24 protein-coding genes and 1 tRNA gene are annotated in these 21,170 nt (G+C 42.0%); 7 read left to right on the top strand and 18 right to left on the bottom strand.

The annotated features are described in order from the left end of the window. The first annotated feature begins 64 nt into the window (after positions 1-64). Positions 65-538 carry a DUF3465 domain-containing protein gene (locus JO943_RS03415; protein ID WP_199948465.1) on the top strand — a complete coding sequence of 158 codons (474 nt, stop codon included), beginning with the start codon at positions 65-67 and terminating at the stop codon, positions 536-538. Positions 539-548: 10 nt separating this feature from the next. Here the strand turns inward: JO943_RS03415 and JO943_RS03410 are convergent, their stop codons facing one another. The 9 genes from JO943_RS03410 to JO943_RS03370 all read right to left on the bottom strand — a co-directional run bounded on the left by JO943_RS03410 (position 549) and on the right by JO943_RS03370 (position 8,069). Continuing rightward, positions 549-980 (bottom strand): hypothetical protein, encoded by a 432-nt coding sequence (locus tag JO943_RS03410; protein WP_005230998.1) that lies wholly within the window; start codon positions 978-980, stop codon positions 549-551. Between the two features lie 51 nt (positions 981-1,031). Next, positions 1,032-1,484 (bottom strand): DUF962 domain-containing protein, encoded by a 453-nt coding sequence (locus JO943_RS03405; protein WP_032869254.1) that lies wholly within the window; start codon positions 1,482-1,484, stop codon positions 1,032-1,034. A 141-nt stretch (positions 1,485-1,625) separates the two neighbouring features. Further along, entirely contained in the window at positions 1,626-2,237 is a 612-nt protein-coding gene (locus JO943_RS03400) for a septal ring lytic transglycosylase RlpA family protein (RefSeq protein ID WP_004772666.1), read from the bottom strand. A gap of 289 nt (positions 2,238-2,526) precedes the next feature. Continuing rightward, positions 2,527-3,528, bottom strand: coding sequence for a lytic murein transglycosylase B (mltB, locus tag JO943_RS03395; protein ID WP_005230996.1), 1,002 nt, complete (start codon positions 3,526-3,528; stop codon positions 2,527-2,529). Between the two features lie 19 nt (positions 3,529-3,547). After that, positions 3,548-4,690, bottom strand: a complete 1,143-nt coding sequence (gene rodA / locus JO943_RS03390) for a rod shape-determining protein RodA (protein ID WP_005230995.1) — start codon at positions 4,688-4,690, stop codon at positions 3,548-3,550. A gap of 166 nt (positions 4,691-4,856) precedes the next feature. Continuing rightward, a complete protein-coding gene (locus tag JO943_RS03385; RefSeq protein WP_005230994.1) occupies positions 4,857-5,516 on the bottom strand; it encodes a hypothetical protein in 660 nt (219 codons plus the stop codon). 35 nt (positions 5,517-5,551) lie between these two features. Beyond that, entirely contained in the window at positions 5,552-6,367 is an 816-nt protein-coding gene (gene queF / locus JO943_RS03380; protein ID WP_032873097.1) for an NADPH-dependent 7-cyano-7-deazaguanine reductase QueF, read from the bottom strand. Beyond that, positions 6,364-7,137 (bottom strand): ABC transporter permease, encoded by a 774-nt coding sequence (locus tag JO943_RS03375; protein WP_004772656.1) that lies wholly within the window; start codon positions 7,135-7,137, stop codon positions 6,364-6,366. Before JO943_RS03375 ends, queF begins: the two co-directional genes overlap by 4 nt. Then, a complete protein-coding gene (locus JO943_RS03370) occupies positions 7,134-8,069 on the bottom strand; it encodes an ABC transporter ATP-binding protein (RefSeq protein WP_005230992.1) in 936 nt (311 codons plus the stop codon). Before JO943_RS03370 ends, JO943_RS03375 begins: the two co-directional genes overlap by 4 nt. Before the next feature lie 274 nt (positions 8,070-8,343). On the opposite strand from JO943_RS03370, the gene JO943_RS03365 reads away from it, so the two are divergent. Then, positions 8,344-8,419 (top strand) — tRNA-Arg (locus JO943_RS03365). A gap of 181 nt (positions 8,420-8,600) precedes the next feature. After that, positions 8,601-9,143, top strand: coding sequence for a hypothetical protein (locus JO943_RS03360; RefSeq protein ID WP_199973097.1), 543 nt, complete (start codon positions 8,601-8,603; stop codon positions 9,141-9,143). A 23-nt stretch (positions 9,144-9,166) separates the two neighbouring features. Here JO943_RS03360 and JO943_RS03355 read toward each other — a convergent pair whose 3' ends face one another. Continuing rightward, entirely contained in the window at positions 9,167-9,739 is a 573-nt protein-coding gene (locus tag JO943_RS03355) for a hypothetical protein (protein WP_199973096.1), read from the bottom strand. A 146-nt stretch (positions 9,740-9,885) separates the two neighbouring features. Continuing rightward, positions 9,886-10,569 carry a putative quorum-sensing-regulated virulence factor gene (locus JO943_RS03350; RefSeq protein ID WP_009509516.1) on the bottom strand — a complete coding sequence of 228 codons (684 nt, stop codon included), beginning with the start codon at positions 10,567-10,569 and terminating at the stop codon, positions 9,886-9,888. A gap of 246 nt (positions 10,570-10,815) precedes the next feature. Between JO943_RS03350 and JO943_RS03345 the strand changes: the two genes are divergently transcribed. Continuing rightward, complete coding sequence (locus JO943_RS03345) at positions 10,816-12,054, top strand: alpha/beta hydrolase family protein (protein WP_199973095.1); 1,239 nt, start codon at positions 10,816-10,818, stop codon at positions 12,052-12,054. 53 nt (positions 12,055-12,107) lie between these two features. On the opposite strand, the gene JO943_RS03340 is transcribed toward JO943_RS03345, so the two are convergent. After that, positions 12,108-12,935: a DUF695 domain-containing protein gene (locus JO943_RS03340; RefSeq protein WP_199973094.1), complete on the bottom strand. Its 828-nt coding sequence runs from the start codon at positions 12,933-12,935 to the stop codon at positions 12,108-12,110. A gap of 162 nt (positions 12,936-13,097) precedes the next feature. On the opposite strand from JO943_RS03340, the gene glyA reads away from it, so the two are divergent. Next, positions 13,098-14,351: a serine hydroxymethyltransferase gene (gene glyA / locus JO943_RS03335; protein ID WP_005286522.1), complete on the top strand. Its 1,254-nt coding sequence runs from the start codon at positions 13,098-13,100 to the stop codon at positions 14,349-14,351. Between the two features lie 50 nt (positions 14,352-14,401). Here glyA and JO943_RS03330 read toward each other — a convergent pair whose 3' ends face one another. The 4 genes from JO943_RS03330 to yiaA form a co-directional block, all read right to left on the bottom strand. Next, positions 14,402-14,650: a YfhL family 4Fe-4S dicluster ferredoxin gene (locus JO943_RS03330; RefSeq protein WP_202739970.1), complete on the bottom strand. Its 249-nt coding sequence runs from the start codon at positions 14,648-14,650 to the stop codon at positions 14,402-14,404. A 1-nt stretch (position 14,651) separates the two neighbouring features. After that, positions 14,652-16,019, bottom strand: coding sequence for a tRNA 5-hydroxyuridine modification protein YegQ (yegQ, locus tag JO943_RS03325; RefSeq protein ID WP_202740000.1), 1,368 nt, complete (start codon positions 16,017-16,019; stop codon positions 14,652-14,654). A gap of 145 nt (positions 16,020-16,164) precedes the next feature. Further along, positions 16,165-16,593 (bottom strand): hypothetical protein, encoded by a 429-nt coding sequence (locus JO943_RS03320; protein WP_005230980.1) that lies wholly within the window; start codon positions 16,591-16,593, stop codon positions 16,165-16,167. Between the two features lie 241 nt (positions 16,594-16,834). After that, positions 16,835-17,302, bottom strand: a complete 468-nt coding sequence (gene yiaA, locus JO943_RS03315; protein ID WP_005286509.1) for an inner membrane protein YiaA — start codon at positions 17,300-17,302, stop codon at positions 16,835-16,837. Between the two features lie 239 nt (positions 17,303-17,541). On the opposite strand from yiaA, the gene prfA reads away from it, so the two are divergent. Next, positions 17,542-18,630 (top strand): peptide chain release factor 1, encoded by a 1,089-nt coding sequence (gene prfA, locus JO943_RS03310; RefSeq protein ID WP_004772635.1) that lies wholly within the window; start codon positions 17,542-17,544, stop codon positions 18,628-18,630. Next, positions 18,630-19,448 carry a peptide chain release factor N(5)-glutamine methyltransferase gene (gene prmC / locus JO943_RS03305; RefSeq protein WP_202739969.1) on the top strand — a complete coding sequence of 273 codons (819 nt, stop codon included), beginning with the start codon at positions 18,630-18,632 and terminating at the stop codon, positions 19,446-19,448. Before prfA ends, prmC begins: the two co-directional genes overlap by 1 nt. Here prmC and JO943_RS03300 read toward each other — a convergent pair. Further along, complete coding sequence (locus JO943_RS03300; protein WP_202739968.1) at positions 19,445-20,077, bottom strand: FMN-binding negative transcriptional regulator; 633 nt, start codon at positions 20,075-20,077, stop codon at positions 19,445-19,447. The genes prmC and JO943_RS03300 overlap by 4 nt on opposite strands. A 13-nt stretch (positions 20,078-20,090) precedes the next feature. Beyond that, positions 20,091-21,152: an AraC family transcriptional regulator gene (locus JO943_RS03295; RefSeq protein ID WP_202739967.1), complete on the bottom strand. Its 1,062-nt coding sequence runs from the start codon at positions 21,150-21,152 to the stop codon at positions 20,091-20,093. Positions 21,153-21,170 lie beyond the last annotated feature (18 nt).

Genomic DNA, 21,170 nt, shown 5'->3' with positions numbered 1-21,170 from the left:
TATGATGCAAATGCCAATCACCTTGATTGGCATTTTGCTATCTTGAGTTGAATAAAAGGGAAATATGAAAAATCAAAAAAATAATCTGATCATTGTTGCCATCGTCTTGTTGGTTGCTGCTTATTTTGGTCTGGATCTTAAGCAAAAACAAAACACCGGATCTGATGCTCTTACCACCAATACCGAAAATACTGTTTCTGTCGATGATCAGCACAAGATCATGCAGGCTTATCAGCAGCAACGCAGTAATGTTCAGGTGCAAGCTCAGGGCGTAGTGAAAGCGATTTTGCCTGATGATAATGATGGCTCAAGACATCAGAAAATGATTCTTAAGCTGGACAATGGATTAACCGTTCTCATTGCGCACAATATTGATCTGGCACCAAGAATTGAAGGGCTTAAAAAGGGCGATGTTGTTGAGTTCTATGGTGAATATGAATATAGCCAGAAAGGTGGCGTAATTCACTGGACGCATCATGATCCACGCGGAAAACACATGGATGGATGGCTAAAATATCAAGGGAAAATGTATCAATAATATAAGAGAGTTAAGGAGAAAGAGTTATTTGTTCATCCCAGAAATCTCGATCAAATGGTTTAAATTGAAGAGCATCTTTCTTTGAGATGCCAAATTCATTCATTAAATTGATATAAACTCTCTCAACATTTTCAAGTGCTGACTCTTCAATTGGACCATATATTTCACCATTTTTCATAATAAGTGCATAAATATAGTCAATTGAGCCGCCAAAACACTCATATTCAATAAAAAGCCATTGTCTAACATGATTAATATTCATCGCTCTAAAAAGAGCTTTTATTTCATCTGGTGACGATGGCGTTTTAATTGATGGGGAGAGCTTTATCCCAATGCCATGGAATGGTTCTTTGATATCTTTCCAAGTAGTCCCGTCAATAGGATAAAAAGGGCTTTTCATTTGCGCGGTTAATGCAAAAAAGCCTACAAATTGATATGACATTTAAATCCTATTCCTGAATATTTAAAGGTTACTTGCAAGATAGGCGCTAAATTAGCGTGTAAGCGCCAATTTTTGACGAATTTTCCATTTAGGTAGGACTTTAGCCAAATACGCGTCCATGCACCATACAGGGCCAATCAGAAGGAATTGTAAGTCTTTAAAGAAAGAAGGCTTCTTGCCTTCAACTTTATGACCATAAAATTGACCGATCCAGGCAATTACAAATACCCCGATATAGAATCCGACACCGACTGGCAAGATCACAATCAGCCATGCCATCACGGCCAATAAAGCTGCCATTGCAATTGCAAGTACCAGGTCTAAACGAGCATAAAAGACTAAAGTTAAAACCAGCAATAACGCGGTAAGTAAGGTGCTAAAGTGCGCAAGGATACCAATAATCGAAAATAAGATGGCAGGCACACAAACCCAGTGAATTTTTTTGTTGGTCTGGTTCTGATGGCTATCGCTATACTCATCAAACCACTCATCTATCGATTTCACAATGCGCTCCTCGCTATATTCATTTTTATGGCTTCAATATACCGAACAAAAGAACAGGGCGTAAAGCGTTAAAAAAGATTGCCGATAAAAATAAAAAAAAGCCGCATGAAGCGACTTTTTTTGAATGCTGTGGTTTAACGCTTAAGAGTTAGGACCATCAACACGTTCAATGCTGACATTACCTGTACCAGCGCTAGACATACCGAGTTGCTTTGCAGCACCATAAGATAAGTCTAATACACGGTTACCATGGAATGGGCCACGATCGTTGACCTTCACAACCACACTCTTGCCATTGTCTTTGTTAGTTACACGGATGTAACAGTTCAAAGGCAGGCTACGGTGTGCAGCAGTCATGGCATTCATATCGAATGTTTCACCGCTTGCTGTTTTACGGCCATGGAATTGACGACCATACCATGAGGCAACGCCGCTTTGGCTGAATTTACGAACTGTGTTCGAAGCAACAGTATTCAGTTTTTCAATCACTGAAGGCTCTTCTTCAGGGATATCGATCTTTGCAGCAATCGTCTGGCGACGTACTTTGTCACCTGAACTCTCAGTGATTGAAAGACTATTAACGTTAGAGAAACGAGAATTAAAATTTTGAGAATCTTTGCTTAGAACGCGGGCAGCCAAATTAGAACCATCCACATCATTTGATAATGATGAAGACTGTACCATTTCAGCATGTAACGGGCTTAAACTTAAGCCTGCCGTCAGCGCTAGAATATATTTTAGCGAAAACTGCATTGTATAAACTCCTAGAGAACATGCTTTTCTATTTCATCAAAACTGCCTGAAATATAGTGCACATGTCTAATTATTCACTTTTGCAATTACTTTTAACTTGCGGCGATAATATTCATCGCTTACGAAGTGTGTCTAGTCTTTAACGATAAATAGTTACAAAAAGGGCAAAAACTTACAGTTTGTGGTTAAATAATAATCAATATTGTAACAAGAAATGAATTTTGCTGATTCTATGTTCGTTTTTTATTAAAAAATTATTGACTTTCCATAATCTTGTAAAAAAGCTAGCCTATCGGCTAGCTACTTCTGTACCTAATAACCATACTGCTGTCGCATACATACGGCTCTTATTGTAGGTGGTGATCACCTGAAAATTTGGATAAGTAATATAGTAAATCGGACCAAACTGATCTTGTAACTGAATCACATTGACCAGATCCAGATCATCAATTTTTACCAATGGGTTAACGGGGGTAATACCCAGTCTTTTCAGCTCGCCATAAGGCGTTGGCTGGGTAAGATCCTTGGCAATTACACTGTCAGGATTATTGCCTGAGTAGCGTGCAGGGAAGCCAATTGGACGATCACGTTCCCAGCCATATTGAGCTAAATAGTTTGCAATTGATCCAATCGCATCAGCAGCAGAATTTCTAAGATCAATGTGTCCATTGCCATCGTAATCGACCCCAAGTTTCTGAATGTTACTTGGCATGAATTGTGGATATCCAATTGCACCTGCATAAGAGCCAACGATGCTATTCGTCGGATAACCTTCTTTATAGGTCCAGGAAATGAGTGCTGCGAGTTCATCACTAAAATAGTCGGCACGACGTGGATAGCCAAAAGCGAGCGTTGCAAGGGCATCACGTGTGATGAAAGAGCCTTTATTTGCGCCATAACCGGTTTCTACGCCGAGAATACCTAAAATGACCGCTTTAGGGACGCCATACTGCTGTTCTGCGCGATTAAGCACATCTTCATACTCGTTTTTGAAGCGGACACCACGTTGAATGGTACCTTCGACTAAAAACATCGAGCGGTATTGATACCAAGGTTTGCTTTCACCCGGGCGGGTCATGATATTTAGAATATTAGGCAGGTTGCGCGCACCGCTCATGGCAGCGTCAATTTGTTCGCTGCTTAAGCCATAAGTGGTCATGGCTTTTTGTTTAAACGCAAAGTAATTCGGGTGATTATAAAATTCATTTGCTTGTGCCCAATTACTGCTCAAGAATAAACCAGCACTTAAAGTTAAAAATTTAAAAGTGTTATTTAAAGTAGGAAGAAACATAAGTTTATAAAATTCCTCATTATCGATGTGTATGAATAGACATAACCAGTCCAAAAGTTGACATAAGGGTAATAATTGCAGTTCCGCCATAACTCATGAACGGCAAAGGCACACCTACTACAGGTAAAATACCACTGACCATGCCTGCGTTTACAAATACATAAACAAAAAATGACAAACCAAAGGCGCCCGCTACTAAGCGACCGTAGTTATGAAAGCTTTGTAGGCCAATCTGGAAGGTCCTGAAAATAATTGCACAGTAAAGAAGAATCAGCAGGGTAACACCAATCAGGCCAAACTCTTCTGAATAGGCTGCAATAATAAAGTCAGTATGACCTTCTGGTAAAAAGTGTAAATGTGATTGTGTACCTTCAAGGAAGCCTTTACCCGAAAAACCACCAGAACCAATCGCAGTTTTGGACTGGATAATGTTCCAGCCTGTGCCTAAGGCATCTGCCTCAGGATTAAAAAGTGTTAATACCCGTTGACGTTGATAGTCATGCAGCAAGAATTCCCAAGCGATTGGAATAACAATCCCTGCAGCACCTGCGGCTGCCGCAATCAATTTCCATGACAGGCCGCTGAGGAAAAGCACAAAGATCCCGCTGGCAAGGACCAGTAAGGAGGTGCCTAAGTCAGGTTGTTCTGCAATCAGGAGGAAAGGCACCACAATCAGCATTAACGATAGAATAACCTGAGAGAAGCTTGGCGGCAGGGCCTTGCGTGACAAGAACCAGGCCACCATCATTGGCATGCCGATCTTCATAAACTCACTCGGCTGCACACTACCAAAGCCGGGAATGTCAATCCAGCGTTGTGCACCCATACGCACTTCACCAAAGACCATCACTGCAATCAGGCACAAGACACCGAATACATAAAAGTAAGGTGAGAATGCCTGATAGACTTTGGGTGGAATCTGGGCCAAACCAAACATCACGGCAAAGCCGATCCCGAAACTCATCGCCTGTTTGGTAACAAGCCCGACGTCTTGGGCAGATGCACTATATAAAACCGTCAGTCCGAGTATGGCATTGAGAATTAAAAACAGACAGAGCCAGGGATCAAGGTGAAGTTGTTGCCAACGGGAAAGTTGATTGGCTGTGCTCAAGCCATCACGTGGTGCTTGACGCAAAAATTTGTATTGTGAGCTTGGAGACATGCGATTCTAAATCAAGTAAATCAACGCTTCGCGCATGCTAACATAATCGCCGATTTAGACAATGCAAATTTAGAATTTGTGACATTTATAAGCGCTTAATTTTGCATAAAATCGGCATAAAAAAAGCGACGATTTTGCAATCGTCGCTTGTCTTCAGAGACAAAGCTTATTTTTGAACCAATAATTGATCAAAGTGCTTGGTGAAGACTTCAAGTTCGACCTGGCTTAAGCTTGGGATCAATTTCTTAATCACGATATGCACGGCGGTTTCAACCCCACTGGTTGCCACACTGGCAACGCCACGTTTGACCATACCCAGACCCAGAGTCTTGTTATATTCAGTCATAAAGTGATGAATCAGCGCATCAGCGAAAGTCTTAAACTGTTGTGTTAATACATCGCGTTGCTCTTTACCGTTTCCGGCAGCCACTTCGGCAAAGCTCTTTTTCATGTCAGTCACAAGGCTATCTGGTAATACTGTACCGATGCGTTGTTTACCGTCATTGTCAATGAACAGGCTCTTTTCCATAAAGGCTAAAGATTCACGCACCTGATCATTTGACGCTTTGCCTAACAACTGTTTCATGAGTGTTTCAACAATGCCGCGAATTTTAATCGCCAGACCTTCGGTCGTATCCCGTTTATCACTTGGTGGAAACTGCTGAACCAGGTGAACCAACATGGTGTCAATTAACTCATCAGTAAGCTGTAGAGAGATTTTGTCACGTAAAGGGTATTGAGGCTCTTTACTGTCACGATTGGCTTGTGCAAGCTGAATGTCCTGACTCAAACTTGCTGACGGAAGAATACCGAAATAACTGGTCATTGAAGAACGTCCTCTATATATCAAATTTATTCGTTTTATTGTCGTGCCAAGCGAATTGGCTCGGGCATCCATGACAAATCTGATACTCGGCATGGGTTAATATCCAAGCCCCCGCGACGAGTATAGGTTGCATAAACCATCAGTTTTTCAGGTTGCAAAAGTTGCCAGATATCGGCAAAGATTTGCTCGACACATTGCTCATGGAAACCATTATGCTGACGGTACGAGATAATATAAGCTAAAACGCTGCGATAACAAGGCTTTTTACCTTGCAAGCGAATAAAAACTGTACCCCAGTCTGGTTGACCTGTGACCGGGCAATTACTTCTTAAAAGATGAGAGTAAAGTTCAATTTCTACGTTTTCTTCGGCCGTAGCATCGAATTGCAATAAGGTTGAATCCGGATGTTCTGAAAGACGCTCAGGAACCAAATCATCAATGCAAATGCCTTGCGGTTTTGAAATCTCCAAGTCATCAACTTGAAATAGCTGTAATTCAACTTGAGCACCCGCAGCTTTGGACAGATCCTGTTCAACTGTTGCAATAAAGGCTTGTTTCGAATCAAATTGCGTAAAGTTCATGCTATTGAAATACAGCTTGAGTGACTTTGATTCAATTAAGTTCGGTGAGCTGGCTGGCAGGGTTAAACGGCCAATCGCCACCTGAGGCAAACCTAGCTGATTCAACCATGAAATTTCAAAAACATGCCACCAGTCTTTACCTTGAGTAATGCCTTCAATATGCGCATATTGTTGACGAGACTCAGCACGGGCAATTGGAAATAAAACTTCCGGTTGATATTGAGTCGGGTATTGGGTATCTTTACCCAATAAAGAAAGTTCAACACTCATTCACGCATTCCTGAACCACGAGCTAATAAATGATAGGCAATTGCATAGAGGACAACACAGCACAGGGTCACAACACCTAAAGAGAAGGCCACATTGACGTCACTGTGTCCTAAAATGCCATAACGGAAGGCATTGACCATATATACAATCGGATTAACTAAAGAGACGTTTTGCCAAAAAGGGCTTAATGCACTGATGGCATAGAACACACCACCTAAGTAGGTGAGCGGGGTCAATACGAAAGTCGGGATAATGGAAATATCATCAAAAGACTTCGCATACACGGCATTAATAAAGCCACCCAGAGAAAATAATAATGAAGTAATAATGACGGTGTAGATCGTCACAAATAAATTATAAATTTCTAAATGTGTAAAGAACAAACTCATGATGGTCACAATCAGGCCAACCAGAACGCCACGGCTGACACCACCAATCACATAACCCCACAGGATTAAGTGCAGTGGCACGGGACTCATAATCAGTTCTTCAATACTTTTCTGGAATTTTGCACTAAAGAAACTCGAAGAAACGTTGGCATAACTATTGGTAATGACAGCCATCATGATCAAACCAGGCACGATGAACTGCATATAGCTAAAGCCACCCATTTCACCAATACGTGAACCGACCAGATTTCCGAAGATCACAAAGTACAAACTCATGGTGATCGCTGGTGGCAGCAAGGTTTGTGGCCAGATGCGCATAAAGCGACGAATTTCTTTGACAACTAAAGTCCAGAGCGCAGTTTTTAATTGACTGAAGTTCATTCATTCGCTCCTGCAAGATTTTTCTCGACCATTTTCACGAATAACTCTTCCAGACGATTCGATTTATTCCGCATACTGTTTACTTGAATGTTCTGAGACTGCAATAACAGGAACAGGTCATTCATACTGTGGGCTTTATCCATGGTGACTTCGAGAGTCACAGGATCAATTAGATTAAATTTAAAGCCGATAATATTCAGGTCAAAACCACTAATCGGTTCAGCCAGATCACAAATGAATGATTCTTCATTCAACTGATTAAGGAAGCCTTTCATGGTGGTATCTTCTTTAATCACACCACGATCGATAATCGCAATGCGACGACACAACATTTCTGCTTCTTCTAGATAGTGCGTGGTCAGAATGATAGAGGTACCGTTGTCATTCATTTCAGTGAGAAAGTCCCACATCGAACGGCGCAATTCAATATCAACACCGGCAGTAGGTTCATCCAGAATCAGCAGCTTCGGCTCATGCATCATGGCACGTGCAATCATCAAACGGCGTTTCATACCCCCTGAAAGCATACGTGATTGAATATTACGTTTTTCCCATAGGCCCAGCTTTTCTAAATAATGTTCGGCACGTTGTTCTGCTACTTTTTTAGGAATGCCGTAATAACCGGCCTGGGTCACTAGAATATCGAAGGTTTTTTCGAATTGACCAAAGTTAAATTCTTGAGGAACAACACCAAGACATTGTTTTGCTTGAGAAGGATGGGTATCTAAGTTATGTCCAAAAATCTCAACTGAACCAGATGTTTTTTTGGCTAAAGAGCTAATGATACTGATCGTCGTCGATTTTCCTGCACCATTAGGACCTAATAATGCATAAAACTCACCCTCAGGTACGGTTAAATTAATACCTTTTAACGCCTGAAAACCATTACGATAAGTTTTGGACAAATCGCTCAACACCAAAGCATCAGTCATAAACGTCTCACGTTGTTAAATAGAACGGGTATTTTGAGCGATATAAAAAAATAAACCAAGTAGAAAAATAGGTTTATGGCGTGTTAAAAACAGAACGTTGTGTATTCAAGCCGATTTAAAAGAGAATAGTCCTGTTTTTTATCCAGTTTGGGGCTTAAAACTAATAATATCGTAATAAAAAACATGAAATTGTTGTTTTAATAAGCAAAAAACATTTTTGTTTAAGCCTACATGTTTACCAATATGTTTTTTTTGCCTATGATGTGGCTCGCATGCGCTCATAGCTCAACTGGATAGAGTACAGGTCTCCGAAGCCTGTGGCGTGGGTTCGAGTCCCGCTGAGCGCACCAAATTTACATTTTAAGACTAAAAAAATTACTCATATATTATATCTATTCAATCAGTTAACTCTTAATACTTCTCATCAATTGTAGCTACCCAGCTTTTTCCTCATGATAATTTTGCAGTCCACAGGTAAATTAACCTATTGATAATTGCTACAACCCAAAACATCAATGTGTTGGATAAAACATGTATAAGAAAATATTAGTATTAAGTTTGCTTCTGGGTGCAGGTTGTACGGATTCTTATAAAAAGGTCGCAGATGTTGAAAGATCAGATTATCTGGCGATGACTACTTTTGTGAATCGACTTTCTAAACAATTGGTTGATCTTGATACTCAGGTTCGGGCTGATAAGAATCAGGTGAGATTTAATAATATAGATGCCAACTCAAGTTATTTTTTCTTGCCAGAGCAACATTGGCTAGATATTAAAGTATCAAAACGACCCGATCTCGAAAGTTGGAGCGAGGTTGTTGTCTCTTCAAGATATCCGAATGATTATCAGGCTTCAAAAAATGAGGCATTAAAATATTGTCGGGATTTATTGAAACTTGCGAATCCCAATTTTGCTGATGTATTTAATCAACTATCCAAAGAGTTTGAGGCATCGTCACAAGGACGAAAATATAATAGCTTGTTAAAAACAGAAGGGCTATATCTGATTGTACTGGATGGAGAACCTTTTGAAAGAGGTGCTCCATTTGTATGTTCAGTCACTCAAAGCTCATAAATGATTCATCAAATCTTTATTGATTATGATAAATGCTGTACAGAATAATTAATCAGTTTCAAGGTTTGATTCAATTGACTTGGTGGAATCCGTGATTCCTGTAATGTGGTAATCCATTGCATCTGACAAGCTTTCAGCTGATTTAATGAATCAATCGACTGAATTTTTTGTATTAGCGGGCGAGCCATCAGACCACAATAACTGCTTAGTGTCTGAACCATGACCTGCTGGATTTCAACAAAAGCAAGTTTTTCCAGTTCAAGTGTTTCTTCAACTATAGGTGCCGGTCGAATTATTTGTTTTTCTTGAACTGGTGACGATTGAGTAGATAGGGCCTCATCAAAAGCAGCCATTGTTGACGTTGTTTGGCTTTGTTGTTTATTTACAGGTGAGGACTGCTGTTGTGCCAATAGTCCCATATCAATCAGTTGTTGCACCAGTTCGGTGGGTGCGATCCGTTGCTTATACGCCTGATCAAGCTCTTTAAAATCTTCGTGATCAATTAGAAGTAATAAACGACGTTGGCGGGCGGTTAAAGCAATACTGCGTTGTTGTAAGGCATTTTGCCCAAGTTCAGTTTTAAAAAAATGTGACATCTCTTAATTTCCCCCTAATCAAGATAAGACGGAAATTAAGATAGAGTTAAAAAATGACAGTAATATTAACAATTTATTAAATATTGCTGCCTTTTAAAATCAAGATCGAAGGCTGTTAAGCTGCTTTGGCTTTGAGTTTATTCGACTCATTTTGCTTCTAAAGCTTTGCGTAAATACGGGTCCAGATCTTCCTGACGCATCAACCATTGAATATAGTCGGCAGGAAGGTCCTGAATGGCAGTCCCTTTATGTTTGCCAAAGGTGATACTTTTAGGAATGCGTGCCTGTTCTGAGGCAACATAGAGTTGTTCAATATCTTGAATATTCAGCTGATGAATAATATGCATCAGGATATTGGCTGTTAAGATAATGTCGGCATCGGCACGATGCGCACCTTTAAGCATTTCACGCGCTTTATCGCTACCTTTAGAAATCAGATAGATGAGGGCGGAGATATTGTGTGCTTCAGCATTTTCCCAGACATGGCGTGCAAGGGCTAAAGTACAGATTGGCTTTAGTTGAGATACATCGACACCACAACGGGCAATAGCGGCAATATCATAGTCAACGTTATGACCAATAATATAGGTGGTTTGAGTCGGAAGCTGAAACTCATTATAAAAAGGTTGACCCACCAGATCAGACTCTAAAATATGGTGCACTGCCATGGCAGCATAAGAAATCGGTTGTCCAACCTGATAAAGCTGATCAAAAATCTGCTTTTTATCTAGACTGAGTTTTCCATTTTCGATTTCAATGGGAGCGTAGGCAATTTCAATCGGCAAACCATTCAAGGTATGTGTTTCTGTATCTAGGATGATGGCTTGCATGAAAGTCGACCTGAGCTGAGTGGAGAATGCCAATATCTTACAAGAAATTTATTTGAAACAGGATTGAATCCGTAAAGGTCACTTTATTTTTTTTAAACATAAAATTGAGTTTGGATAAATTAACAGCGAAAATTGAAAAAATACTTGAACAATTTGATATTAAGCGCATTCTTATGGAAGGAATTGCCTTAGTAAAAAAAATACTAAGTATTAAAATGAAAAACAAAATAGTTCAGGGAAAACTGTATGAAAATGAAATTATTATCCATTGCGATGTTGAGTTCGAGCCTATTGTTGACGGCATGTGGTGGCGGTGATGATGGCGATACAACCTATACACCGAAACCCGAAGTTCCTGAGAATAATATTAAAGATCCAGTTGTGGGGGTTCCAGTAGCATATACCAAAACAGATTTTAGCGCGGTGGCTACGGAAAGCTCGGTATTGACCTATAAGATGTTGGGGCAGAATGGTAAGGAAACGATGGCAACTAGCCTGTTGTTTGTTCCAGGCGGGCCAACACCTCCAGGCGGATGGAAAATTGTTGCATGGGCACATGGTACAACAGGGGTGGCAGATCAATGTGCGCCAAGTCGTAATGTAACTAACCCTTACATTCAAAGTATGATTACGCAATTACTTGCTGCTGGTTACGTGGTGGTTGCGCCTGATTATGAAGGCTTGGGAGAACCAAGTGGCCGAGAATTGCATCCATTCTTGAATGTTAAGAGTGAGGCATTCTCTATTACCGATGCAGTAGTTGCTGCACGATATTATTTAGCAGGACAAGGTAAAGTTGTATCTCGTCAATGGATGACCGTAGGGCATTCACAAGGTGGGCAAGCGGCATTAGGGGCAGCACAATATCAAAGCCGTGCCAAGTTGGATTATAAAGGAACGATTGCTGTTGCACCTGCATCTAATTTGGCGGCTATTTTGGTTAATGGTAATGCATCCGTTGAAAATGCACCATTACCACAAAAAATTGAAATGTATGCGCAACTAGATACATTTACTGCCTTAATTACCGCTGGACTAAGAAACCTTGAACCAAGCTTTAGCTATACCAATGTATTCCAGTCGCCAACGGATGGGATCGCTAACAATGCAGAAACGGATTGCTTTGATGTGCTAGGTAAAAAGTTTGGAGCCGCCATGCAGAAATATGCACTGAGCAATGGTAATTTAACCAATTATCCTCGTACACAAACCAATTTTATGGCTGTGCCATTGGTGAAAACATTTCTGGAAAAGGATTCGCAACCCGCTCAAGTGAAGTTGAATCAGCCTGTCACGATTTATCAAGGTGCACAAGATACTACCGTTCCTAAAGCGGCAACGGATACTCTTGTTGCGCTCGCTCAGAATAAAGGCTCCAAAATCCAATATCTTACTAGTGCCGAATGGGATCACGGTACAGCTTATGTCTTGAATATCGGGAATATTGTCAATGATGTAAAAACTGCGATGCCTGCGAATAATTAAGTCAGTATCCTGACCAGCCCAATCGGTTTATCACGATGATTGGGCTTGTTTCATCAGTTTTTAATGATCTGGGTTTCCCAGCCATCATATTTGGCATTAAATTGCTGGGCTAATTTCCAGAGTTGTAGGGTAAATGCATCGATAGACTGTAGGTCTACGTGATCAATTCTGGAAATCTGTAATTGGTAGGGGTGATGTGCTGGCTCAGCAAGGTATGTTTGATTCACTATCTCAAAACCTAAGCCATTAACGGCATTCAAAAAATTTGTACTGTCATTTTCATTCTGAAAATAAATCCAGTGATCTACAGGTCGGGCAAGCTCAAGATTGTCTCCGTGACTTTGAAGGTTCTCAATGACCGCTCTATTGGAAATCGTTTGCATGATTTCTTCACTGGGAAACATATAATTCAAATAGGTTGACCAGCTTGAATCGTTCTCTTTACTGAGTCGATAGCTATAGTCTGGATACCTTTGCATGATGTGATGAATGCTATGTTCGACATCTACGCCATCCTGAGCATAGAAATAAAATGTTCTCAAGTGATTATGGGTTAAACGTCCTACATAAAGTATCGGATGGTGATTTGTGAGTGCGGGAATGATTTGATCTTCCATCTCGGCCAGATGATCGAACTCTTCACTGGAAGATAACCCGTCTTCTCTGGAGTGGTTCATTTGTATTTCCACCCATACTAAGGTTGATCTTTCTGGTAGCGGTGCCACATCTGCTAAAGCGAGATTTAAGAAATAACTGGCCGGCTGTTTTTCTATTTGGCACATATAAAAATTCCAATTTTCAGGAACTTCTAATATCTGTTTCTCAGCGGAGTTGTTTGGTGTACGATTTTTCTTCGAAAGAAATTTGTCAATAAATCCCATTTGCATATCCTTTTTTATTTGATTGATAGAATACCAAGCAAGATCAGTAAAATTCAGCAAGAATTTAATCAATATCAATCTGTGAAAAGGCAAACTTCGTGCTACAATACGCACCAATCTTTAGCACGGCTTAAAAGCCCTAATTTATAGGACCCTCCGCTAATGTTTGCCAATATTTCTATTGCTGAATTTGATCCAGAATTAGCTCAAGCGATTGCTTCTGAAGGCGTACGCCAAGAAGCGCATATTGAGTTAATTGCATCTGAAAACTATTGTTCACCAGCTGTGATGGAAGCACAGGGATCAAAACTTACTAACAAATATGCAGAAGGCTATCCTGGCAAACGCTACTACGGCGGTTGTGAATATGTTGACGTGATCGAGCAACTTGCAATTGATCGCGCAAAAGAATTATTCGGCGCTGATTACGCAAACGTTCAACCACACGCTGGTTCTCAAGCGAACTCGGCTGTTTACCTTGCGCTTCTTAATCCGGGCGATACCGTATTGGGTATGAGCTTGGCGCACGGTGGTCACTTGACTCACGGTGCTAAAGTAAGCTTCTCTGGTAAGACATATAATGCAATCCAGTATGGTTTAAACCCAGAAACGGGTGAAATCGATTATGAAGAAGTTGAACGTTTAGCTTTAGAACATAAGCCACGCATGATCGTTGCCGGTTTCTCTGCATATAGCCAAGTTGTAGACTGGCAGCGTTTCCGTGACATCGCTGACAAAGTAGGTGCGTACCTTTTTGTTGATATGGCTCACGTTGCAGGTCTTGTTGCTGCTGGCGTATATCCAAACCCGGTACAAATCGCAGACGTAACCACTACAACGACACATAAAACGCTTCGTGGCCCACGTTCTGGTTTGATCCTTGCTAAAGCAAACGAAGAAATCGAGAAAAAACTTCAATCGGCTGTATTCCCGGGCAACCAGGGTGGTCCGTTGATGCATGCGATTGCTGCAAAAGCAATCTGTTTCAAAGAAGCAATGTCTGCTGAATTCAAAACTTACCAGCAACAAGTTGTGAAGAATGCTCAAGCAATGGCTGAAGTATTAATCGCACGTGGTTATGATGTTGTGTCTGGTGGTACAGAAAACCATTTATTCTTATTGTCTTTGATCAAACAAGACGTAACGGGTAAAGATGCGGATGCGTGGTTAGGTGCTGCACATATTACTGTAAACAAAAACGCGGTTCCAAATGACCCACGTTCTCCATTTGTGACTTCTGGTATCCGTATTGGTACGCCAGCAGTGACCACACGTGGTTTTGGTGAAGCTGAAGTGCGTGAACTTGCTGGCTGGATCGCTGATGTGATCGATAGCAAAGGTGATGAGAAAGTTATCGCTGATGTAAAAGCAAAAGTTGAAGCAGTTTGTGCAAAATTCCCGGTATATGCAAACTAATTTGTATAGCTGAAAAAAGCGCCGTCAGGCGCTTTTTTTATCGCTGTGTTTTATGCAATTTGTAGGCGATTAAACTTCTGTAAAAGTTCAGTTTGGGTTTCAGGGTAGTGCGGATCGGGTCTGATACAGTCAATCGGACACACCGCCACACAAGTGGCTACTTCATAAAAACCGACACACTCGGTACAGCGGAGTGGGTCGATTTCATAGACTTTTGCACCTTCATTAATCGCTTGATTGGGACATTCAGGCAAACACATGTCACAGTTGATACAAGCGCTGGTAATTAACAGTGCCATATTAATCTGCCGAATAGGCTAAAGCTGTCGAATGCAATTGCTCAGTGGCATCAGATAAATGACGGATCAGCAGCGCATAAGCAATATCAATCTCTGGAGAGAGGGGAATTTCGACGATGTGACCTGAACCTTTGGCATTTTCAATGGCATTGCCTTTAAGATCGCGCATCTGTTCTAATTTGAAGTTGATATTGCCTTTGGGTGTCATCAATTCCAGTGAGTCGCCGACCAGAAAGCGGTTTTTGACTTCAATCCGAATATGGTCGCCATTACGCCCGATCACTTCACCACAGAACTGTTGGTAGTCAAAGTGAGATGAACCATCTGCATAGTTTTGATAATCCTGATGCACATGACGACGTAAGAAGCCCTCGGTATAGCCTCGATTAGCCAAGCCTTCCAGTTGGCTCATTAAGCTTGCATCAAATGTCTTGCCTGCAAGTGCATCATCTATGGCCTTACGGTAAATCTGCGCGGTACGGGCACAATAAAAATAGGATTTAGTACGACCTTCAATTTTGAGTGAAGCTACTCCAATTTTAGTAAGTCGATCCACGTGCTGTACTGCACGTAAATCCTTTGAATTCATGAAATAAGTGCCATGCTCATCTTCTTCAGCCGCAAACATGTCTTCATCATTACGCTGTACCAGAACGGTTTGCGCTGAAATCGCCGTATCAGGGCGCTGAGCGCAGCAGGTATTTTTGGTATCAAGTTGCTGAACAGGTATCACATCACCATTGGCATCTTCCTGTGCCTCATGGATTTTATACTCCCAGCGACAGGCATTGGTGCAGGCACCTTGATTAGCATCGCGTTTATTCATATAGCCAGATAACAGACAACGTCCGGAATAGGCCATGCAGAGGGCACCATGCACAAAAACCTCCAGTTCGATCTCTGGTACCTGTGTCTGGATTTCCTCAATTTCTTCAATTGACAATTCACGAGACAAAATAATGCGGCTGAGACCGTAATCTTTCCAGAATTTTACTGTGGCCCAGTTAATGGCATTGGCTTGTACCGAAAGATGAATCTGCATTTCAGGGAAATGTTCGCGTACCATCATGATCAAGCCTGGATCAGACATAATCAATGCATCCGGTTGCATGGCAATAATCGGTGCAAGGTCACGGATAAAATTTTTAAGCTTGCTGTTATGCGGCTGGATATTCACCACCACATAAAATTTTTTGCCTAAGGCGTGCGCTTCATCAATCCCGATTTTTAGATTGTCATGGTCAAATTCATTATTCCGTACACGTAAGCTATAGCGAGGCTGGCCAGCATAGACCGCATCTGCGCCATAGGCAAAGGCATAGCGCATATTTTTAAGCGAACCGGCAGGAGAGAGTAATTCGGTATTCATCATGCAAAAAAAGGCATATAAAAAATAGGGAATTATTCTAAAAAGTTCAGGAACAGGATTCAACCTAGCATTTTGCTCAGGATTTTATTGTCGTGTAGAGAAAGCACAGCCCATAAAAAAGCACCCGAAGGTGCTTTCTAAGAAATTAGTGATGACGATGCTTTCTCTTTTTCTTGTATTTTTTAGATTGGTGATTGTCATAGTAACGGTCTTGACCTACTTTACGGCCTAAGGCTGAACCACCTGCGGCACCCGCAGCAGCACCGATATAACCGCCTGTTGTACCGCCAAGGTTACGTCCTACGGTATAACCACCCACGCCACCTAGACCACCACCAATCGCAGCTTCAGTACGTGTACGTTTGCTACTTGCAGCAGCTGCACCACCAGCACCACCAAGCGCAGAGCCAATCATTGCGCCGTTATTGCCACCAATTTGTTTACCGAGTGCCGTACCCACGACACTGCCGAGAGCAGATGTTGCTGCCACACGAGTTCCGTTATCGGCATGAGCGACAGTAACAAGTGATGAAGTTGCAAAGATTGCACCACATAACCAAGCGTTTAATTTCATTTTTGACTCCGTGTCCGCCAAAAAATCGGACCTCTTTGTAATGGCTGCAAATGTAACAAAGTTTGAGAATGAAAGTGTGGAGAAGCATGCCAGAAGTATTACTCTTTGGTGTCCAGATTGTAATCTTTTGTTTTAGATTACCTTTTTTAAAACTGTATAAGTTTTCAAAAACAGTGATTTAGATGGATAATGTTAAAAGCAAGGCTTAAATATTTTTTAAGCCTTTATTGAAAAATATGTATTAATCCTGTGGCTGATCTTTTACAGAATCCTCATCCAGCTTAAGTTGACGGGGATGAGGTTCTGTTTGCAGGCGCAAATAATTAAGATCACGAATATTCTTTTGAGTGGCGACCACACCGAATAAACTGAGCAGGAAAGACATAATATAAAAGCCTTTTTCGCTCATGCTCAGTTCAGCATTCCATAAGCTAATCAGTAATAGCACAATACACACTGCCATGGAGGCCCAGCACAGTCCATAGTAAATGGCCGTTACCGGAATCTCTTCGAGCTGGTCACGGACAGTTTTCTGAAGGGAGGCTGCCGAGAAAAGTCCATAAAGTAAAATCACCAGATAATAGCCTTTTTCATGCAAGGGCATGTTGGCATTCCACAACCCAATCATAAAGCCGACAGCACCGGCAAGTAAGGCCACCCAGCTTGCTGCTATAAAGGCCGATGTGGGGCGGTTAATAAAATTATTCATGGTTTATCCTGTTGTTTTATCATTCTATTTGTCCTGTATTATTTATAGCCAAGCGCTGAGCAGAGAACAAGTCGTAAAAACTAAAACTGAACAATTTGTGATGAAATGATGGGGGAATGGTAAGTTCCACTATTTCACTATGTCTTTTAAGTGGCAGAGTCTGTAAACTATGCGCAATTTTTTGATTTTACTCATGCTTCATCTGCACTGAGTCTTTAGATTTTTGAGATATTCCACCCATGAAAGCATCACTCCGTTTAAGACTCGATCAACTTTGTGATCGTCATGAAGAGCTGACTGCATTACTCGCTGATGTAGAAGTGATTTCGGACAATAAACGTTTCCGTAAATTGTCTCGTGAACATAATGATTTAACTGAAATCACCGAAGTTTGGAGTAAGTATCGTCAGGCGGAAGAAGATATTGAAACTGCTGAAATGATGAAGTCAGATCCTGATTTCAAGGATATGGCAGAAGAAGAGATTAAAGAAAATAAGGCACTGCTGGTTGAGCTTGAAGATCAGCTGAATGTGTTGATGATTCCAAAAGATCCAAACGATGCCAATGCAGCTTATCTTGAGGTTCGTGCCGGAACGGGTGGTGATGAAGCTGCGATCTTCTCGGGTGATTTGTTCCGTATGTATAGTAAATACGCTGAAACCCAAGGCTGGCGTATAGAAGTGCTTTCTGAAAATGAAGGTGAGCACGGCGGTTATAAAGAAATCATTTGCCGGATTGATGGTGAAGGGGTTTATGGTCGCCTGAAATTTGAAAGCGGCGCGCATCGTGTGCAACGTGTCCCTGCCACGGAATCACAGGGCCGTGTCCATACCTCGGCATGTACGGTTGCGATTCTTCCAGAAGTGGATGTCGATACCACCGTGGAAATCAATCCTGCCGATTTACGTATCGATACCTATCGTGCATCAGGTGCGGGTGGTCAGCACATTAACAAAACCGATTCTGCGGTACGTATTACCCATATCCCATCAGGTGTGGTGGTGGAATGTCAGGAAGAGCGTTCACAGCATAAGAACAAAGCCAAAGCGATGGCTTTGTTAGTGTCGCGTCTGGAAAATGCCAAACGTGCAGCGGCCGATGCAGCAACCTCAGAAATGCGTCGTGATCTGGTCGGTTCAGGTGACCGTTCAGAGCGTATCCGGACTTATAACTATCCGCAAGGGCGTATGACCGACCACCGTATTAACCTGACTTTGTATAAGTTAGATGCGATTATGGAAGGTGATTTAACCGAATTACTAGATAGCTTGCATCGTGAATATCAGGCCGATCAGCTGGCAATGCTTGCACAGGAAAATGGCGGCTAATGAATATTGCTCAAGCGTTAGAGATTAAAGGTGAAATTGATAGCTATGAGCGCCAAGAGGCGGCATGGCTACTTGAGCATCTTTTGGGGATTAATGCCTTAGAACTGAAACTTCGCCTTGAGCAAGAATTGACGGACATGCAGGAGCAGGCTTTTCTGGAAGGACTGGCCCGTATCGAGCAGGGTGAACCACTGGCCTATGTCACCGGTTCACAGCCATTCTGGACCTTAGACCTGAAAGTGACGCATGATACTTTGGTACCGCGTCCAGATACTGAAATTCTTGTAGAAACGGTATTAAAGCTGCCGCTGGATCAACAGGCCAATATTGTTGATTTAGGTACAGGTACCGGTGCAATTGCGTTGGCACTGGCGAGTGAACGTCCGCAGTGGCAGGTCATGGCGACTGATATTTATGCGCCTACTTTAGCGGTTGCGCAGGAAAATGCGCTTCGGCATGGTCTCATGCAGGTGAAATTTGCCTGTGGTACCTGGTTTGAAGCACTGGATCAGCAGCAGTTTGATTTAATTGTCTCAAATCCGCCATATATTGATCCAGAAGATGTGCATATGCAAAAGCTCAAGTCTGAACCTGAGCGTGCGCTGATTGCAGATCACCATGGCATGGCAGATATTGAAACCATTATCCAGCAAGGCCAGGACTGGCTCAAACCAGAGGGCTGGATTGTGCTGGAACATGGTTATGACCAAGGTGAGGCTGTTCGTCAAATTTTTGAGCAGCAGGGTTTTGAGCAAATCCAGACCATCAAGGACTATGGCGGCAATGATCGGGTCAGTTTAGCCCAAAAGTCTGCTTAATCTTCTATGTAGTGCTGTACGGCTTTTGCTAGATTGGGATTGCCGTATTTTTCCAGCCCATCCACTACGCCTAAGGCATCGACTTTTCCCCGGTTCTGGCTGAGTTTAAATTTACCCGTGATCCCGGTGATCTGAATTTCAATACCCACAATCCCTTGCAGTTGCTGAGCAATGTATTCGGCAGGCGCATCGGACATTTTCCATGGAACAGGCTGATTGGCTTCATGTGTCCGTGTCAGCTTCGCCAAAATGCCGCGTAATGCTTTTTCATCAGATAAGAAATTAATTTTACCTTTGACATGTACCACCTGATAGTTCCATGTCGGTACATGCTGATGGTGCTGTTGTTTGCTGGGATACCAGTTCGGTGAAATATAACCCTGTTCACCGTGAAAGATAATCAGGACTTCTGTGCCGTTTGGGATTTGCATGTGCAATGGATTATTTCTGGCAATGTGCGCAAGCAGTGTCGCCGTTTGATTTTGTTCATCCGGTATCAGTTTAAAAGGCAAATGATTGGCATCCAGTCCTTCGCTACTGTGGCTGATAAGCGTTGCAAACGGATATTCCTGAATCAGTTGATAAAGTTTTTGAGGGTCTTTTTCTTCAAATATTTCAGGAAGGTACATGGCTTAATTCCTTTTACTCATCGACGAGGTTGCGTCTGTTTTTCTTCAAGGGTGAGCTTTTTCGATAACTGCCCGGACTTACACCGCTCCATTTTTTAAAGGCACGATGAAAAGCGCTGGGGTCATGGAAGTTCAGATCGTCGCTAATACTTTGAATCGAATCATCCGTTTTGCTCAGTCGTTCAATCGCGATATCACAGCGAATGTCATTTTTCAGTTGCTGGTAGCTGACACCTTCCTGTTTTAAACGACGCTGGATGGTCGCAGTCGACATATTCAACTGTTGGGCAATATCTTTCAGTTCTGCCCATTCTGAAGGTGCTTGCAGCAGTAATTGTCGGCGTATTTGCAGGCTCAGTGAATTTTCATTCTTAAAACGTACGATCAGGTTGTAAGGGGTATGTCTCAGGAAATCATTGAGCGCCTGTTTGTCTTTTTTGATTTTATGTTTCAGATAATGTGCATCAAATTCTATGCTGTTTTGTGCAGCATGAAACTGGATATTTTCACAGAAACGCACACGATAATCCTGTAGCTCAACAGGAGCATGGCATCTAAAGCTCATTTTATGAAAATGGATACGTTGATCGCTCAGCCAGCACATCAAGCTGTGGACCAGCATCAGAAAGGTTGAATAGGTAAACATCCGCTTCGGTTGTTCACGATCATGCAGGACCAGATAGGCCTTATTGCCTTTTTGAACCAGTTCACCGCGAATATCGTCCAGAATCAGGGCTAGAAACTTGAGAATTTCTTTAATGGCCTGTTCCAGATTCTCGGTATTAAAGGCAAGTTTTGCCAGTAATTGATAGCTGCCACGGCGCATGGGGTGCGTATCCATGCCGAGAAACTCATCATTCATGCTTTCTGCCAGCTCCACCCATAATTGCGCACACTGGGTAACGGGAACGCGTGCTTTGCCTGAGCTTAACAGTTCAGCTGAAATACCTGCCCGATTGGCAATACTGACAATATTTAAGCCGCGACTGGCAGCAACGCTTAATGCTTCCCGAATTAAAGCATTTGAAATTGTATCCTTGGCCGCATTAAGATCGGGAGTGTAGTTTTTGGTCATAGGCCCATGATATACAGG

The organism is Acinetobacter sp. 'aerobic (ED)' (assembly GCF_904886855.1).
GTDB lineage: Bacteria > Pseudomonadota > Gammaproteobacteria > Pseudomonadales > Moraxellaceae > Acinetobacter > Acinetobacter courvalinii.
The sequence above is the reverse complement of the archived record's forward strand: the minus strand, read 5'-3'. Positions and strand labels throughout refer to the sequence as shown.